The following is a 17,725-nucleotide window of genomic DNA, read 5'->3' on the forward strand; positions in this document are numbered from 1 at the left end:
AATTTAATGTATGAAGTTAATAAAAAGTTAGGCGATATAGGAGTTAAATTAGCTTCCTTAGAGCAGGCCATAAAATTTGACGAAAAATCAAAGCGATTAAAAGAGCTCGATGAAAAAATGGCGGAACCCGATTTTTGGCAAGCTGGTGAGTCATCTCAAAAAATTCAGCTGGAAAAATCTCAGCTCAGCAGAGAAGTAGAGCGCATAAAAAATATTGGGCAAAATTACCGAGATTATAAAGAACTGATTGAACTTATGCGCGATGACGAGACGGCATTAGCTGAGTTGGAGAGCGACGTACTGGAATTAGAACGGCAAGTTCACAGCGTTGAAATGGAATGTCTGCTCAGCGGTGAGCAGGATAAAAATAACGCTATTTTAAGCGTTAACGTTGGTCAGGGTGGTGTCGATTCACAAGATTTTTCTGAAATGCTCATGCGAATGTATCGTCGCTATGCTGAACGCCGAGGCTTCAGTATCACCATTATGGAATGGCAAGATGGCGAAGAGGCAGGAATTAAAAGTGCTACCATGTTGGTATCAGGGACTTATGCTTATGGTTATTTGAAAGCAGAAGTTGGTGTTCATCGTCTGGTAAGAATATCGCCTTTTGATTCAGGAGCTCGAAGGCATACCTCTTTTGCATCGGTATGGGTGATTCCTGAAATTGATGACAGTATCGAAGTTGAAATAAACAACGACGATTTGCGTATCGACACCTTTCGATCAGGTGGGGCAGGTGGGCAGCACGTTAATAAAACTGACTCTGCCGTAAGAATTACCCACTTACCCACTAATACTGCCGTGGTGTGTCAAGCTGAACGCAGTCAGATTAAAAATCGATCTACCGCCATGAAATTATTAAAGGCGCGTCTTTATGAATTGGAAATGCGCAAGCGCCTGCAAGAAAGAGATAAAGCCGAGGCACAAAAGCTTGAGGCTTCGTTTGGATCACAGATTCGCAATTATGTGATGGCTCCTTACCGTTTGGTAAAAGATCTTAGGACTGGCTATGAAGTTGGCAATGTGGATGCGGTGCTTGATGGAGACATTCAGCCCTTTATAGAAGCGTATTTATTAAATCAATCGAAACAAGAAAAATAGGTAATTATTTTGTCACATGCACTAAAAATAAATTTGTTCGATGCAGAAGAATTTCAATTTAGCAGCAAGAAAAAATCCATCGAAGAATTTCAAAAAATAATTTGGCGTTATTATGAGCACTATCAACGTCGGTTTTTGTGGCGAGAAAAATTACATCCTTATCATGTAGTTGTTTCGGAAATTATGCTGCAACAGACTCAGACAGAACGCGTGAGTAAAAAATTCGCATCTTTTATAGAGCTGTTTCCAGATTTTTTTTCTTTAGCTCAAGCGCCTTTTAATGAAGTCCTGAGGGAGTGGAAAGGCCTGGGCTATAATCGCCGCGCCATGAATCTGCAAAAAATTGCAGGTCTGGTTACAGAACAATATGACGGTATTTTACCCAAGAGCATAGCAACACTTGAAACTTTTCCTGGAATAGGTAAGGCCACAGCACGATCGATTTATACCTTTGCTTTTGATGAGCCGACTGTTTTTATTGAAACAAATATTCGTAGCGTATTTTTGCATTTTTTCTTTAAAGATGAAACGAGCAAAATCTCCGATCGCTCGATTGAAGTTTTGGTCGAAAAATATCTTGATCGAGCGCAGCCCCGTGAGTGGTATTACGCTCTCATGGACTTTGGTGCGATGCTGAAAAAAAACTTGGGTAATCCCAATCACCAAAGTGCACACTATAAAAAGCAAAGTAGTTTTGTTGGCTCCAACAGGCAGTTGCGAGGAAAAATTTTACAATTTTTATTAACTAATCGCACTTCTTCCTTAGAATCTTTACAAAATACCTTCAGTGAAGATGCTTGGAGATTTGAGCCAATACTTAATCAGTTATGTCTGGAAGGTCTGGTAAAGGAGAAGAGTGGGTTTTATTTTCTTTAGCCAGGGAAAAAACAGTTTTTTTACCGATAATCTTAAACGTTGCATAAATAAAAGCGATTCCCAGTACTAATACTTGAGTATGAGAGATATCGTAAACCAAAACAAGTATGCCAGAAATAACGCAGACGCCTGCTCCAAGGAGGGCATAAGGCATTTGTGTAGAACTGTGAGCTCTCAAATCGCATTGAGTGCTACTGCTGGATAGGATAGTGGTGTCTGAATAGGGAGAGCAGTGGTCTCCAAAAACAGCGCCTCCCAAGAGTGCCGCGGTGCCGGCACAGTACAAGGAAATATCGTCGCTGCACAGAAAAATTGCGGGTAGAGTAGTCGGCATAAGCCAAGCCATTGTACCAAAAGAAGTCCCAGTAATAAAAGAAAGCAAAGCTGAAATGGCAAAAACAAGGGTTGGTAGCAAGGCAAGGTGCAAAGATGAAGAAATCAAATTTGCTAAATAGGGAGCCAATAAAAGTTGAGACAAGCCTTTGGCAAATAACCAGGCAAAAATGAGAAGGGCTACGCAGGGGAGAAGATCTTTAATGCCGCTTTCTATCCAGGAAAAAGCATCGTGAGGTTCAGCCAAGTTATTGGCAAAAATAATGAAGAGAGCAATGAAAAGTGACAGACTCGCTCCGATGAGCATGGCCATAAAAGAATTAGTTTTAGGGCTGACGAGCAATACCGAAAAGGTGATGAAAATTAATGCCAAGGTGGGAATGAAGAAAAGCAGAAGTTTTTTTCTATCTATAGTTTGAAGAGGAAACGAAGTTTTTTCTATGTTCTTGGTGGAGAATTTTTCTTTGCTGTACATAGGGCCAAAATCTCTCCCTGTAACAGAAACAGTCAAAACGATCATCAGAGTAAAAAGCGCGTAAAAATTATAGGGGATACTCTGAATAAATAGAGCATATGCATCTAAGTTGGTGTTGCTGCTTATCAGTGCATCGTCAATCAATCCAACCTGAAAGGCAATCCATGTAGATACTAAGGCTAGACAGGCGACCGGTGCAGCCGTTGAATCTGCAATATAGGCAAGCTTCTCTTTGGAAACACCCAAATTAGAAAAAGCTTTTCGCATGCTTGAGCCCACTGAACGACAATTAGCATGATCGTCAAAAAATATGAGCAAACCAGATAGCGTTGTTACGAACTGTAATGAACGTTTACCCACGATCAATGATGATAAGTAATGAATAAAAGTATCGATGGCGCCACTTTTTCTTAATAAACCGGTAAGAGCTCCAATCATGATCGTGAATACTATAATGGCAAAGTGGTTAGCATTTAAAAGCACAGGGCTTATGACTTCGCTCGCTAAATAAGAAAAACTTGCCTTGAAATTGAATTGATTAATGATCACTACAGAGCTCAGCGTTCCTATAACGAGCGCACTGTATATTCTTTTAAAAACGCCAAAAAGAATGAGAGAAAGTAGGAGTGGTATGAACAAAATGATACCGTCATTCATCTTATGACCTTTTTAAAGTGACCATGTGGAGTCATCTAGTAGCAAGAAGTTTCTATGAGTAAAGTAGTGTAACTAAGAATAAAGTTCCATTAATTCACTCTTTTAACTTCGCTTGGTATTTTTTCAAATGACGGATTTTTTTAATAAAGGCGTAAAAATGGTGACATGCTAAAAATGCTCCCATGTCACCACACAATTAAAGAACAAATACAAAAATTACAGAGCGATTCTTTTTTAGAAATTTATTCCAAACGCTATAAACAAAGAGAAACAAAAAAGGCTAGAAATAATTTTCTATTTTAGGAACTTCCATGAAGCTGAGATAGATCAATATTGCTTCATGAGAAAAATTGGGTTTAAGGAATTCAATAAGCTCTTGTACTTGGGTCTCATTGAGCTCCTTAAAGAAGTCTGTTTCAGTTTCAACCAGGCCATTATCGTTTTCTACTTTTAAATAATCGAGCGTTGCTTTCAGGAGTGGTCGTTGGTGAAAGAGCCAGTTACGAAACAATTCTTTAAGAAATTCTTGTTCCCTTGGTTTATAGGCTTCTTGCAAAGCAAGGTGTAGATTTTTAATGCGATTTTCTTTTTTATTTTTGAGTGAGCTGAGTAGACCTCGGCTTTTATTTTTGATGCCGTAGTGAGAATACAAAGATTCTCTCACTTTACGAGGTGCGATCTCCATAACTTCAGCAAAGGTGGTAGGCGAAATCTTTTTCAGTAATTCATTAAAATTCACAGCTAATCTCCTAATCAAAACCACTGGCACTATAGCCAAAGCTTTAAACAAGGCAATGGACGAGCCAACGTTAGGAGAAACCCTAAAGTTGAAATCAGCTATTTGTATTTCTTTCATGTAATTTGGTGAAATGGATATTACTTAGCGCTATTTTATCTTGAGTCAGAAAAAGGGGTGCTTTTCTTGAGGCTTAGAAACTGTTTTGAAAATAATTTTTCTCTAAGCTGAGAAAACATTTTTGTCCACGATCTCGTGTCATCCCCGTTTTAAATACCACCGCGTGTCATCCCCGTTTTAAATACCACCACGTGTCATCCCCGCGCAGGCGGGGATCCAAATAGAGCGCTCTTAGGCCTCTTTATGTTAAAAAAAACTGCGCACTCTGTATCATGGTGAGCAATGACTCGTCCGTAGGATTTATGGCAAGCGAACCTTGGCGGTCGTGTCCAGAAAATGTTGAAATCATAGAGTGAGGCCAAATTCATGCGTATTGATGAATAAGCCAAGAACGATATCATGCATTCGTTCAGATTTTGAAAAGCAAATAGTTTTCCGCGTCAGGCGTTTGATTCTTGTGCGCAGAATAAGGTGCTTTCTTTCTATTCTTTGAGTGTTCTCCTTGCCTATAGATAGCTGCTCTTCACTGATGTAGCGCTCATATCCGCCCCAGCCGTCGGTGAAAAAATGTCTTACGCCGAAAAGTTCGAGCAAGGCTTTAAGTTTCAGAAAGACTGACCAAATCAACAGTGCGTGATGGATCACTTTCGCGCTCAAGCATAGCTATATATTTATGGACTGAAGGCTGCTTTCTTTTTTTTGATTTCGCTTATAACAGTTTCGGTGCAAACCCAAGAACGCGGGAAATATCTCTGATGCCTGAGCCATTTAAAGTCATCGCTATGCTCTTTTCCTTAATTTCTGGAAGCCAGCCTTTGCGTTCGTGCTCGATTGTGAAAGTAGCTTTTTTACATTCTGCCGATTGACAACGATAACCTTGCTTTTCGTTGTGGGTGTAACCAAACGTAACTATCGTTTCAGTATCTCCACACGCAGGGCAGCGCACCTGTATTAGGACAGCCATTATTTCCTCAACAGATTGTGGGTTCAATTTGTTGTCGAGGTCACGTAAAAATTTTGGCTCAACATTTTCTTGGTACTACCGATTTTCTGATGTACCTTTCATAATCGTCGGTGATCAAGGATTTGGTCAACATGCAAGCGCCAAAGCTTTCTCTAAACCAGTGTCAGTAAATTCTATCCTGATGCAGTGTTGCATCAAGCTCCACCTGCAAAATACCCAGGACAAATTGGTAGACCACGTGTAAAAGGTTTGAAACTCAAGAAGCCCAAGGATGTTGTTTGTTGAAAGTAAAGCAATCACAACCAATCTTTCTTGGTATGGCGGTGGCTCAAGGGTTGTAGACTTGATAAGCGGTCTTGGGTTTTGGTTTCGCCAAGGAAATGGACTCGTTACAGTGCGCTGAGTCTACGTGCGAGATAAATCAGGCACTCATTGAGATGAGTATCTCTATTCCACAAATATGAGTCTCACGCCAGAATAGATCGTATCAATCTACACAAGTAGATGGGCTGTTGAAGTGGCTTTTCAAGAATGCAAAGAGCATTTGCAACTAGAAAAAACCCGAGTTTGGTGCAAAAACTCAGTACTCACTCTCGTGCCACTGATTTTTGCTTCATACAGCCTAATAGTTTTTCTTTATCACCAAAACAATGAGCAGCTTTCTGATTGCAAAACTTTGTGGTGCCCCAAGAAAACAAATACCACCTTCTCAAACATGCTCTTGAGCATAAGATTTTATCTTTGGAAGCATCACCTATTTCAAAACAGCCCAGGCACCGTGCGGCTGTTGAATAATAGCAATGAGAATGACAACCTTATTCTTCAAGCACTTTGCCAGGCCGCATAACGTGGATGATAAAAAATCAAATCATCAAATTTCGGCCAAAGTCGAGCTAAGAGAATGTTTTGAAAATCATTCAATAAAATACTTTCAAAAATCCTCTTAGCGTAAAGGAGAACTTTGGTACTGTGGTGAAAAATTTTTGGGATTTTTTAGGTAGGGATCTGTTTTTATTTTATAGGAAATCGAGACCCAGCGTTTTTCGCGTTTAGCTCCAAAGCCTTTTCTCCCGAAACTATTGCTAAGAATTAATTTTTGGTTCTCGTATGTGAGCTCAAGTTTTCCTTCTTTTTCTAGCTCAATGTCATCATATTTTTTTTTCAAAGTAGTGCCATCTTCTAAAGGTAGTTTCTCGATAACAAATTCACTAATAACACTGTCAGGACTCTCTATTTGTTGAGTGCTATTTTTCTTTGTCTTTACCGTCATGGGTGGCAGTGGCAAAAAGGCTTTGATAGTAGCTCCTCCAAGCTCGTTAAAGACGATTTCAAAATAGCTTCCTTTAAAACAAGAACACTCAAGCTTAATATCCTCTTCACGTTTGCAGTCCACATCTGCATCAAGAATATCGGTGGCACATAACGTACCGCATAAGGAATTGAAAGCAATAAAAATTACAACTAGATTTTTTACCATTTTTTCCCTCAAGGATTAACAGCGCCTAACGTCATTTTCACTGCGGCCTTGCTTGTTTTTTGCCGATACTTTCTTTAGCGCTGCTTTAATTAGGGACTCTCACAGCTGTGTAAAAGAAAATTTCAGAACAGAGCCATCGGGCAAAAACTATGTTAGGTAGTCTGCTAAACAATCTATTCTGAGCCTTAAAAAAAACTAGTGGGTCAAGAATTTGTAAAATAAAATTGGGCTCTAAAAGCGATCCTTTTCCTTTTGCACTGGTGATTTATTTTTTTGCTTTGAACTTATTTCTTAGCGTCTTCATATTTCTGTTATGCATTTTTTTCAGTAGTGCGACGTGCTACTCTTTCAACATTGCTAGATATTATTTCCGTGACAGAACCTCCAAAAATTCCTGTATTAAAAGAATATTGAAGGTGAAATTGCTTTAGGCTTTGTTGAATAAAAATTTTTTGATTTCATCATTGCTGAGCGTATGGTTTTGTTGTTTGGCGTAATCAAGCAATGCCAAAACAAGTTCCTCATTTGCTTCCATCTTATTGCTGATAAGCCAATATTTAACATTAGATGCGCCACTCATAGGACCGATTTCAATTAGTTGGCTTTTACCAAACCAGTGAGCAGGTACGCCCGAGTAAATGGTATCAGCTAAACTATTTTTGTTTAATTTTAAAGCCTTGATGACGGCAGCCGCATGAACTCCTGTTGCTGTGCGAAAAGCATCGAGCCCGCAAACTGGATAGTTGTAGGGAATTGTGATTTTGCATGCTGCTGCTGCAGTTTCAACATAATCTACCAAAGAGCGAACATCATGAGGATATGCGTTGAGAAGTTTTAAATTTACGATCAACTGATCCATGGCTGTATTGCCAACGCGCTCTCCAATGCCGAGTGCAGTGCCATGGATTCGGTGACAACCAGCTTCTGCTGCTGCAAGAGCATTTGATAAACCAAGGCCTCGATCATTATGACCATGCCAGTCAATTTTTACCGCTTTTTTGCTTTGTGAAATAAGATCTTTGGTGAAGCTTACCAAAGCATTGATACCAAAGGGAGTAGCATGTCCGACGGTATCACACAAAACCAGACGCTCCACGCCCAAGTCGATAGCGTGTTGAAACAGAGGTTTGAGTGTTAAGGGGTGAGAGCGGGTTGTATCCTCTGTAACAAATGCAGTTTTGAGATTTTCTCCTATGGCAAAACTTAAAGCTTCTTCCGAAGTTTTCTTGAGTGTATCGAGGTTCCAATTTTCTACCAATTGGCGAACTGGGCTGGTGCCCAAAAAACAATAGGCCGCAATTTCAATGCCAGCTTCTTGTTGTATGCGCACGATGGGCTCAATATCTTTCTTAAGTGTACGCGCAGCGCAGTTAAGTTTGATAGAAAGTCGATTTTGAGCCGCGAATTTGGCCAGCGCTAAAACGTCATTGTAGGCTCTTGGACCCGCGCCCGGGAGCCCAATGTCTGCGATAGTGATGCCCAATCGATCCATAAGCTTTAAAAGCTCAATTTTTTTCTCGATGCTCGGATCATGGATTGATGGAGATTGAATACCGTCTCTTAGTGTCTCGTCGCACAATTCAACGGCAGGAAAAAAATTTTCTTTTTGGTAAGTATTCCAATCGAAAACCAAATCATATTCGCTCATAAGCGCTCCTTATCTATAGAAAAGATTGTATCAGAAGTGCTATGCCTTGACCGCCGCCAATACAGGCTGAGCCAAGTCCTAAAGCATTGCTTGACGTTTTAAGTGAGTGAAGTAAATGAGCGCTAATACGTGCGCCAGATGCGCCAAGAGGGTGACCAATCGCAATGGCTCCACCATGAATATTCAGTTTATTTTCGTCAATTTTTAATTCTTTTTTTACCGCGAGCACCTGCGGAGCAAATGCTTCATTGACTTCTATCATGCTCATATCTGCAAGGTCTAGTTGAGACTTTTCTAGGCATTGCTTGATGGCTGGAACAGGGCCAATTCCCATTATTTTTGGATCACAGCCGGCTATGCCAAAATTGATCAGCTCTCCTAAAGGATTAAGGCCATGTTTCATGGCAAATGATTCTCTGCACATGATCAAGGCTGCTGCTCCATCGCAAATACCTGAGGCAGCTCCAGCGTGAATGACTCCATCCGCTTTAAAAACTTTAGGAAGTTTTTTTAATGCTTCAAGAGTTGTGGTGGGCCGAGGGTGTTCATCGTGCTCAAGTATCTGTGGTCTTTTGGAAGAACCACATTCAATGGGGCTTATTTCATCTGAATATTTACCTTCTTTTAAAGCTTGAGCGTAGCGTGTTTGGCTTAAGACAGAATACTCATCAACCTCGTCTTGGCTTATTTCGTATTTGATCGCTAAATTTTCAGCTGTAATGGCCATGGGCATGTTGACATAGGTATCATTGAGACTTTCCCAAAGACTGTCTTCCAGTTTTCCCTGGCCCAAACTCAAACCTTTGCGAGCCCCTCGAATAATATGGGGAGATTGACTTAGATTTTCTGCCCCTCCTACCAACACACACTGGCTTTCTTTTGATGAAAGCAGGCGAGCCCCTTGAATGATGGCCTCAAAGCCTGATCCGCATAAACGATTTACAGTGAGCGCTGGCACCGAATTGGGAATTTCACATTCAAGCCCAATGTGCCGTGCAAGATAAAGCGCATCTTTTGAAGTTTGTAAGACGTTGCCAAAGATAACGTGTTCAATATGCTCAGGAGCTAAATGTGCGCTCGTCAGAGCGGCTTTTGAAGCATGCACACCAAGTTTAGTTGCGCTGAGCTTTTCTAAGGATCCGAGATAGGTGCCAAAGGGATTTCTTTTGGCTGCTACAAAAAATATTTTCTCATCACTGAGTTTCTTCATGCAATGCCTCGTCAATCAAAAGTTAGAATCTTTTAAAAAACAAAGATGAGGATTGTTTTATGCGAAAATTATGCGTGTTGTGAACTCATACTCTTAAATTTTTTGAAAAGTGATAACAAATTTTAAAATTAAAAATCAAACAGCAAATTTCTTAATTTTAATCAGTGAAATTGCTTAGTTGGTTGGCGGATAAAAAAGTATATTTATTACGGTTTAGGTAATAAAATGATAACATGGTGTACCTGCTAGTAAATTTTTTAAAAAAACATAGAGATATGTGATGGTTGATGTAGTTAAAGATCGTAAAGAAACTCGCATCAATGAGAAATTGTCACCACTATTTCTTAGTTTAGTCGTGTTGATTACGGTGTGTTTATTGGCTTTGAGCTTTTATTTGCGTGTTAGTTATTTTTACTCGACCGACAAAGCTTTTATTTATGAGCAAGTTACTCCTAAAGTTCTCAAACAATTTGAGGGTTTTCCCGATCTGATAACAGTGGGGCTTAATATAGAGCAGTTTCAGGTATTTGATGTCGCCAAAGATAACTTTGAGTTTTCGGGGACTTTATGGTTTTCCATGGGTAAGGGGTCTCTATCCTTAGAAACTCTAGAAAAATTTCGCTTTGATCGTGGTACTATTTTGCATCGCTCAGAACCTAATATGAGTATTAGCCGCAACAGTATCATTGTGCGCTATTTGGTGCGTGTTGCTTTTAATTCTGGGCTTAATTTTCAAGATTTTCCACTTGATGATCACCTGGTAACCCTTATTTTAAGCAATCCATTTTTGGAGCCTGAAGAAGCACTGTTTGATACTTCAACAGCAAATTTTACGATTGATTCAGAGCTTCAGCCTTTTGGGTGGGAGCTGAACACTAAATCAGCGCGTACTGGATTTGCGAGTGTCCATTTATCCGAGCAACAAAATAGTTTTGTTTTTTCTCAACCAGTTGTTCAATTTAGTTTAGAAGTAGAACGTTATGGTATAAGATTTTTATTGACTATATTGTTACCAATTATTCTGATTTTTTGTATTATGTGTTTTTCCTTGGCATTAGAGCCTACTCAAAGCTTATCTATAGCATCAGGTGGAGTTACAGCTATTATAGCTTATCGCTTTGTTATCGAACAACTTTCACCTAAATCTGGTGATCTAATGCTCTCTGATAACTTCTTTTTTCTTATACTAGCCGGCGCTTTGATGCTTTTTGTTTTAATAAGTTTAGATATTTTTTTAGGTGGACTAAAAATGTATGTTAAAAAAATATCTTTAGTCGTTATAAATTTATTTATCCTGGGAGTTTCTATAACGCTTCTTTTGCCGTGAGTTAGTCGTGAAAAAAATTTTTAAAAATATATTATTGTTTATTATTCCAGCAGTTCTTGCAGGAATCACATTTGGAATTACAACGTATTTTGTATTTTCACCTAAACCAGTAAAAGAATATAAAACACTTCATGAAATAACTGACTATGCAAATACGCTGCCCGAGCAGCCTCCTTCCGATGATAATAATTGGTTGGATCCCTATTACGTTAAATTTGATGAAAGTCGATTGCCAGCTTGGCCCATGCGTTTTTTGGCGTGGCTTAAACTTGGGCAGTCGCAGCCTTGGAGCCCCCAATTTTTGGCATCCCAAATGATAAAGTTGAGTCTGGAAAGTAAAAAATTAGGCAGGGAAGATGGTAGTAAAAATATAATTCATATTAAGGCAAATGGTTCCGTATCAGCCTATATTTTTGGCGACGTTCAAGGTGCGTTTCACTCTATGGTGAGAAATCTAAATTATTTAAAGAAAAGAGGTGTGATAAATAATGAATTAGAAATCATAGAACCAAAAGTTTTCTTTGTATTTAATGGTGATTATATAGATAGATCGGCTTACAATGTAGATTCACTTATATTAATGACAATTCTTTTGGAAAAAAATCCTGAGCGCGTGATCTACCTCCCAGGCAATCACGAATACAATGGGCACTGGGAGGATTTTGGACTTAAAAGAGAATTATTTATTAGAGGCAGGGCGTTGTCGCATCAGGAAATACCTTTTAAAAGACAGGTTCTTACATTCTTTAAAACTCTTCCGCAGTCTGTGTATATAAGCGGCGAAGACGACACAGCCGAAGTTATCAGAATATCATTTCATCCAAAGAGTGATTTAAAATATGATGAAAGTGCTATTTCTACCGATATTGTTGAGCATGAAAAAAATGTCGAAAATATTGATTTAAAAAATGTGAAGAAATCTGAAAAAAGTATTGATGTAATTGCAAGTTTTCAGACTGAAAATTGGCGTCTTCATAATCGCATAAAAAAAGGATTAGGCTTTCTAGACCAGGATCATGGAGCTTCTGCTTGGGCTGTTTTGTCTTCACCAATATTGGTTCATAAAAAATATTTAGATTTTCATTCTGATGCTTTTGTTAGACTTGATGTCGGAGGGAAAGTGTCTGATGCGAGCATAACGCTCTTTCATCAAGATACAAGGATGATGCGAGGCTATGAGATTAACAGTCCGCTCAATGTTGTGACCGGGAAATTAGCTCTTTTAAATCAATCAAACGAGCCACGTCAGGTAATAAAGCTTGCATCGAGTATGTCGTTAGTCCAAGGAGTTCCAACTATGGGGCAGATGGCAAAACTAGGGCTTAATGTAGCTGTTAATCATGCTAATAGAACTCATGAAAATGAGACACCTGTATACAGGTTGTATATTGATAACGATAATTATATTCCGCAATTGGCTCGAAATAACGTCGAGTCATACTTAAAAATGGGGATAAAATACATACTATTTCCTGTAGGTACTCCAACAACGCTTTCTTATGTGGATGAATTACAAAAAAATGACGCACTTCTTCTTTTTCCTATCACGGGAGCAGAGGCTTTAAGAAACAATAGCTACAAAAATATTATAAATTTTAGAGTAGGTTATATGAGTGAAGCTATTGAATTGGTGAAGCATTTAAAAAAAGAATACGGGGTAGTTAAGTTTGCATTTTTATATCAGAACGATAGCTTTGGATTGCCAATTTTTAAAACAGCGGTCAAAGAACTCCATAAGATGGGGCTTAACTCTGTTGTGCCATTACCCTATACAAGGGGCAATATTAGTTTTGATACGCAGATAAAAGAACTACAAAAAACTCAGCCGGATGCTTTAGGATTTTTTTGTACAGCAAAAGCAGCGAGGGAGTTTATTCGCCAAGCGGGCATCAATGTTGTTGCCAATATGAAATTATTTGGAATTTCTTTTGCGGGTGAATTAACGATAAAGAATTTTGCGGCTCGTAATGGAATTGATATTCTTTTTGCCGCTGTTGTTCCAAATCCAAAAACAAGTGCTTTACCTATTGTTGTAGATTACCGTGAGACTCTTGACGAACTTGATTTACCCTACGATGTCTACTCCTTGGAAAGCTATATAATGGCTCGACTTTTTATTGAAGTAGTTGAAAACATCGGTAGTCAAGTTACTCCGCAAAAAGTGTTACAAAAACTAACTTCTTTGAAAAACTACAATTTCTATGGACTAAATCTCAGTTATAATCCTAAAAATCAAACTTTAAATGAGTTTATGTGGCTCGAGACAAAAGCAGATGAAGACTGGCAGCGAGTGTCGACAACAAAAATGGAATATGAACGATGACAAAGCAGGCTTTTGGCCGCTTAAACGATGTGCTATAGGTGGCTGTACCAAATTTAATTGATTAGTTATTGTTAGATGAATGTAAATTTAAATCCTCGTATGGTCTGAGATAAATTTATCTTTTTGAGATGTTTGTAAAGTTCACGTTATTATTGCTTTGGTGCGCAGTGGGAGTAAGAGCGAATGATTAAAAAAATATTGGCGCTATGTCTGGCACTTTTTTTGAGCCAAGGTCTGTTTTCTAAAGAGATTGTAGTGGGAGTAGAATTTATTACTCCAAAAGAGTGGGCAGTGATGTTTACTCCTCTCGTTTTGAGTGATCCGATCAGCGCAAAGCTCGCTGTGGAATACCGTCTTCACCGAAAATTAAATTTAGTTTTTCCTCTTGAGGCAAAATGGATGGATTATCGCTGGGCAATTAAGGGCGTTGGGAGTCTATTTAGCGACGCTGATGTGCCTGAGTACTGGTATCGCCCCGATGCCGTTATTAAACCAGGATGGAATTTTGATTATTCACAAATTCATTTTTCAGGGGGAGCTGGAGTTAAATATTTTCCTTTTGGAGAATCCATGAATGATGCATTTTTTATCAAAACTACAGCATTGATTGGCATGGAAAGACTTGATGCCTTTGGGGCAGAGGGAATAAGGGATGGGCTTATTTTTACCCATACGCTTACATTGGGTTATACGTGGGTGAAAGATTTTTTTGCTTTTGGTTTTGAAGTAGGTGAAGAGTGGACCTATCACACTAATCCTATCGCCAAGATGCCGCGACTTTTTGCCGGCTTTTCTCCAGTCTTACAAGCAACCTTGGGTTTTACACTTTAATTTTTTTAGCTAGTTGGGAGAAATGAATGAAAACATATTCTCCCATATTGTCGACGATCAAGCAGGAATGGTCGATATCAGCAATAAAAGAACGACTCTACGTCAAGCTCAAGCACGTGGGCGTGTAAAAATTCCTGCTAAGCTTAGAGAGCAATTGTCCAAAAGTTCTCAGGTTAATCAAAAAGGTCCGGTTTTTCAGACCGCCATTTTGGCTGGCACCATGGCCGTAAAAAATACGGCTCAGCTTATTCCCTTATGTCATAACATCAGTTTGAGCAGCATTAAGTTTGATATTTCTTTAAAAGATTGTGTCATTGAAATTAATTGTTTCGTAAAAACACAGGCCAATACCGGTGTGGAAATGGAAGCCCTCACAGGGGTGAGTGTTGCAGCGCTCACTATCTTTGACATGTGTAAATCCATTTCTTCGGAAATAGTCATAGAGGACATCCATGTTGTTAAAAAGACGGGAGGAAAGCATGACTACACTGCCAAAACTTAAGGGGCTTGTTTTAGGAGGCGGTAAGAGTTCGCGTATGAAAGAGCCAAAAGCCTGGATAAATTATAGCGGCCTTCCACAATGGAAAAGATGTGAAGAAATTTTATCATTGGTATGTGATGAAGTGTTTTTTTCCACTTCGCCTTTATTAACTAAGCCGATAGATGTCGATAATGAGCGCTTAATAGAGGATATTTTTGTAAAGCCATGCGGTCCCTTGGGAGGAATAATTTCGGCCTTTTATGCCATGCCAAATAATGCATTTTTTGTGTTGGCTTGCGATATGCCTAAATTTAACGAGAATGCTGTTCAGTTTTTACTTTCCAGGCGCTCTTTAGAGCATTTGGCGACGGTGTTTGTTAATCAACAAGAAAACATTGAGCCATTATGTGGTATCTATGAACCTGCCATTTTTCCACATCTGCTAAAAATGTGGAGTCAGAAGAAAAATTGCCCCAGAAAGATTCTATCGTGTCTCGACGTAAAGCGTATTGCTCCTCAAGATTTTTCTTGGCTAAAAAATATTAATTTTCCACATGAGATTGAATCAGACGATTCTAAAAAAAAGCTTAGGCTTAACTTTTATGCAAGCCTAAGAGAGAGCATGGGGTGCTCTAGCATGGAGTTTCATAGTCAAGCATCAAATGTGGCAGAATTATTTAGTGAAATCTCGCGTATCTATAATCTTTCTCTCAATGATACCGCCGTGCGTTTTGCCAAAAATAACGCATTGGTCGATGCGCGATGTGCGATACACGATGGAGACAGTATTATTTTTATTCCTCCTGTCTCGGGTGGATGATTGGATGAAAAAAGGATATCTGATGAGTTTAAAAGAAAAAATATTGATAGCAGTAATTGGATTGGCAGGTTTTTTTGTTAACGCTCAAAATACCAATGATGCCCAACTTCAAAAGCTAGAGGTTCCCAAAAAAGCTTCCTCTACCCAATCTCAAACTGTGGCTACAACAAACACTCAAACTACTTCTAAAAATTCTAATACATCTATGAATGCTGCTGAGGCTTTTAAATTTGAGTTAGAAAAATTGTTAGGCCAAGCTGTGCGCGACAAGCAGGGGAAAGTGCTTCATGTGATAGAAAACCAAAGCCAGACGCATTCCAAAGAGCACTATGTGATGGTGCGAGTGAAAAATTTTAAGATCAGAAAGAACGAAAAGGGACGCATTCGCGTGGTGCTTTGGGATGGTCCTGAAAATTATGGAAAAGAGAATATGAAGCCTTTTCGTTCGTCTTCTTATTGGGCCAAAGAAGCGCCTAATGGTGAGATGATTTTTAAAATTGGTGGGCTAGAGATTGGTAAACAGTATGCTTTTTTTGCTCACTTCGATAAAAGCAACAATGGAAAAGTAAACAGACTTTTTGGTATTCCAACTGAACCATATATTTTTAGCAATAATAAAAACCAAGGCAAAGGACCTGGCCTTACTCGCGAGGGGCTTTCTCCACCAAAATATGAAAATACTTTGGTGACATACACAACGCCTGGGCAAGAGATCGAGATGAGTTTTTGATTTCAAGAGAGATCCGTTATGCCTATTATTACGTTGTCATCCCTTTTTGAACCAGATCACGTGTCATCCCCGCCTGGCGCGGGGATGATAGCGGACAGAGGTGATGACATGTGATAGTGGTCAAAATAGTTTCGAAGGTTGTCAAAAAACTATTTTCAAAACAATCTCTTAATTATTGAGCTCGTTAATCAGGTCAATAAGTTTTTTTGAGTTTCTGATGGCTGTGACGGTAGCCCCATTTGCGGCCAGAGAAATTAAACTAAGCGAGCGAGCAAAACCTTCGCTCGCTTTTAGTGCTACAAGTTTACCGTTTCCTCCGAGCATAAAAGCTTTCATAGCTTCGCTCACAGCATTATCGATTCGCTGCAAGTGGTTATCGGATAGATTTGCATTATCACCGATACCTTCAGAACGTTGGATAATTCTTTCAATAATAAGCTTTAGATTACGTGCTAAAAAAAACTGATCTCGTGTTTTTTTCTCATTTTGCTTTAATCGAGCATCAAAAGCCGCTGTTGCTTGCGAAAAAGCTTGTGGGTCAATATCAACACGTTTCTGAATAGCATCAAGGCCAAGTTTGCTAAGTTCCAAAGAGTCGATAAAGGAAATATTTGCTTGCAATGTATCAGCTGCTCTGGCTTTTAGAGCATCGTGGTAATTAACACCGCTATGAGCTGAATCAAGCAGGCCTTCAATCTTTTTGAAAAACAAATCCAACATTTCTAAATCGCTTTTTGGGTAAAGGGCAGTGAAAATTTGCGAGCACATCAAGGCCAGTTGAGTTGCGTTTTTCTTAATTGTCTGGTTTTGGGCCTGAGAAAAATGTTTTTGTATCAAATAAAAAATATGCTTGCCTGTTAATCCCCTAGGAAAGAAGAGTTTATCTTTTGTTTCGCTGCTAGGGAATGAAATAAATTTTTTCGCTTTGCTTGAAAGCACAATAAGCTTGGGCCCAGTAAATTTTTGCACAAATTCTACATAATCTACAGATTCAGGAAGATTATCAATATCAACAACTACTAAATCATTTTGGCTGAAATTTTTATTAAATTTTTCTGCAGTATTTATGTAATATTTTTGTTGCTTTTTTGGCGAAAGATGAAAGAGATTGTCAATTTTATAAAGCTTTTCTAAATTTACAAAATGTAATTTCTGTTTGTTTTTAGCTGTTGGACGTTGAAGACGCATAAAAGCCGCTTCGATACTATGGTTGAGCTGTCGCTTTTCATGCTTTGATTCTGGCAGCGAAATAAAAATATTTTTTGATGGAATAGTTAATAGTTTTTCAAGTTCTTGAGCATCGGTGGCGATGTTTATACTTGGGCCCCCAGGAATGCTGTCATTAAGCTCTATTTGGGCATAATCCTTAAGAAGTTGTGTGGTGGCATCTACACTTGGCTCTGTCAGTACGCCTTCAGGTGTGGGCAAATGCTTTGCATCAATCTCACCCTGACAGGCACTCATAATAAAAATAAGATTAAAACTTGCTATAAAAAACAGTAACTTATCTGACATAGTTAAAATTCCAAAAACTAATAAATAGGCCATTAGTTTTATATTTTTATTTATTTCTTCATAAAATTTCATCGCCACTTCCATCGCTCATAATATTA

General features: G+C 38.9%; 16 protein-coding genes and 1 pseudogene. 9 read left to right on the forward strand and 8 right to left on the reverse strand.

Annotated elements, in window-relative coordinates:
- Positions 1 to 6 precede the first annotated feature (6 nt).
- Together prfB and H6731_09900 are read left to right on the forward strand one after the other, a co-directional pair.
- Complete coding sequence (gene prfB, locus H6731_09895) at positions 7 to 1,104, forward strand: peptide chain release factor 2 (GenBank protein USN51979.1); 1,098 nt, start codon at positions 7 to 9, stop codon at positions 1,102 to 1,104.
- Positions 1,105 to 1,113: 9 nt separating this feature from the next.
- The gene (locus tag H6731_09900; GenBank protein USN50560.1) at positions 1,114 to 1,980 is read left to right on the forward strand and encodes an A/G-specific adenine glycosylase; all 867 of its coding nucleotides are present in this window, start codon (positions 1,114 to 1,116) and stop codon (positions 1,978 to 1,980) included.
- Here H6731_09900 and H6731_09905 read toward each other — a convergent pair.
- The 4 genes and pseudogenes from H6731_09905 to H6731_09920 form a co-directional block, all read right to left on the reverse strand.
- Positions 1,922 to 3,445: a hypothetical protein gene (locus tag H6731_09905; GenBank protein USN50561.1), complete on the reverse strand. Its 1,524-nt coding sequence runs from the start codon at positions 3,443 to 3,445 to the stop codon at positions 1,922 to 1,924. The genes H6731_09900 and H6731_09905 overlap by 59 nt on opposite strands.
- A 280-nt stretch (positions 3,446 to 3,725) precedes the next feature.
- On the reverse strand, positions 3,726 to 4,184 hold the full coding sequence (locus tag H6731_09910; protein USN50562.1) for a hypothetical protein: 459 nt from the start codon (positions 4,182 to 4,184) through the stop codon (positions 3,726 to 3,728).
- Positions 4,185 to 4,646: 462 nt separating this feature from the next.
- A pseudogene (locus H6731_09915) lies at positions 4,647 to 4,811 on the reverse strand (transposase).
- Positions 4,812 to 5,010: 199 nt separating this feature from the next.
- Positions 5,011 to 5,265 (reverse strand): IS1 family transposase, encoded by a 255-nt coding sequence (locus H6731_09920; protein USN50563.1) that lies wholly within the window; start codon positions 5,263 to 5,265, stop codon positions 5,011 to 5,013.
- 28 nt (positions 5,266 to 5,293) lie between these two features.
- Here H6731_09920 and H6731_09925 point away from each other — a divergent pair, with 28 nt between their 5' ends.
- Positions 5,294 to 5,509: a hypothetical protein gene (locus H6731_09925; protein ID USN50564.1), complete on the forward strand. Its 216-nt coding sequence runs from the start codon at positions 5,294 to 5,296 to the stop codon at positions 5,507 to 5,509.
- Between the two features lie 699 nt (positions 5,510 to 6,208).
- On the opposite strand, the gene H6731_09930 is transcribed toward H6731_09925, so the two are convergent.
- From H6731_09930 to H6731_09940, 3 genes are all read right to left on the reverse strand, one after another.
- Entirely contained in the window at positions 6,209 to 6,742 is a 534-nt protein-coding gene (locus H6731_09930) for a hypothetical protein (GenBank protein USN50565.1), read from the reverse strand.
- Positions 6,743 to 7,169: 427 nt separating this feature from the next.
- The gene (locus H6731_09935) at positions 7,170 to 8,390 is read right to left on the reverse strand and encodes a 2-isopropylmalate synthase (GenBank protein ID USN50566.1); all 1,221 of its coding nucleotides are present in this window, start codon (positions 8,388 to 8,390) and stop codon (positions 7,170 to 7,172) included.
- Positions 8,391 to 8,403: 13 nt separating this feature from the next.
- Positions 8,404 to 9,600: a thiolase family protein gene (locus H6731_09940; GenBank protein ID USN50567.1), complete on the reverse strand. Its 1,197-nt coding sequence runs from the start codon at positions 9,598 to 9,600 to the stop codon at positions 8,404 to 8,406.
- Positions 9,601 to 9,880: 280 nt separating this feature from the next.
- Here H6731_09940 and H6731_09945 point away from each other — a divergent pair, with 280 nt between their 5' ends.
- The 6 genes from H6731_09945 to H6731_09970 all read left to right on the forward strand — a co-directional run bounded on the left by H6731_09945 (position 9,881) and on the right by H6731_09970 (position 16,112).
- Positions 9,881 to 10,927: a hypothetical protein gene (locus tag H6731_09945; GenBank protein ID USN50568.1), complete on the forward strand. Its 1,047-nt coding sequence runs from the start codon at positions 9,881 to 9,883 to the stop codon at positions 10,925 to 10,927.
- Between the two features lie 7 nt (positions 10,928 to 10,934).
- Positions 10,935 to 13,250 carry an ABC transporter substrate-binding protein gene (locus tag H6731_09950; protein USN50569.1) on the forward strand — a complete coding sequence of 772 codons (2,316 nt, stop codon included), beginning with the start codon at positions 10,935 to 10,937 and terminating at the stop codon, positions 13,248 to 13,250.
- A gap of 183 nt (positions 13,251 to 13,433) precedes the next feature.
- Positions 13,434 to 14,081 carry a hypothetical protein gene (locus H6731_09955; protein USN50570.1) on the forward strand — a complete coding sequence of 216 codons (648 nt, stop codon included), beginning with the start codon at positions 13,434 to 13,436 and terminating at the stop codon, positions 14,079 to 14,081.
- A gap of 22 nt (positions 14,082 to 14,103) precedes the next feature.
- Entirely contained in the window at positions 14,104 to 14,583 is a 480-nt protein-coding gene (gene moaC, locus H6731_09960) for a cyclic pyranopterin monophosphate synthase MoaC (protein ID USN50571.1), read from the forward strand.
- A complete protein-coding gene (locus tag H6731_09965; GenBank protein ID USN50572.1) occupies positions 14,561 to 15,382 on the forward strand; it encodes an NTP transferase domain-containing protein in 822 nt (273 codons plus the stop codon). The genes moaC and H6731_09965 overlap by 23 nt, the downstream gene beginning before the upstream one ends.
- Before the next feature lie 4 nt (positions 15,383 to 15,386).
- Positions 15,387 to 16,112, forward strand: a complete 726-nt coding sequence (locus H6731_09970; GenBank protein ID USN50573.1) for a DUF2141 domain-containing protein — start codon at positions 15,387 to 15,389, stop codon at positions 16,110 to 16,112.
- A 168-nt stretch (positions 16,113 to 16,280) separates the two neighbouring features.
- Here H6731_09970 and H6731_09975 read toward each other — a convergent pair whose 3' ends face one another.
- Entirely contained in the window at positions 16,281 to 17,699 is a 1,419-nt protein-coding gene (locus H6731_09975) for a hypothetical protein (GenBank protein USN50574.1), read from the reverse strand.
- Between the last annotated feature and the right edge of the window lie 26 nt (positions 17,700 to 17,725).

It is taken from the genome of Myxococcales bacterium (assembly GCA_023898405.1).
In the GTDB taxonomy this organism is placed as follows: domain Bacteria; phylum Myxococcota; class UBA727; order UBA727; family JABDBI01.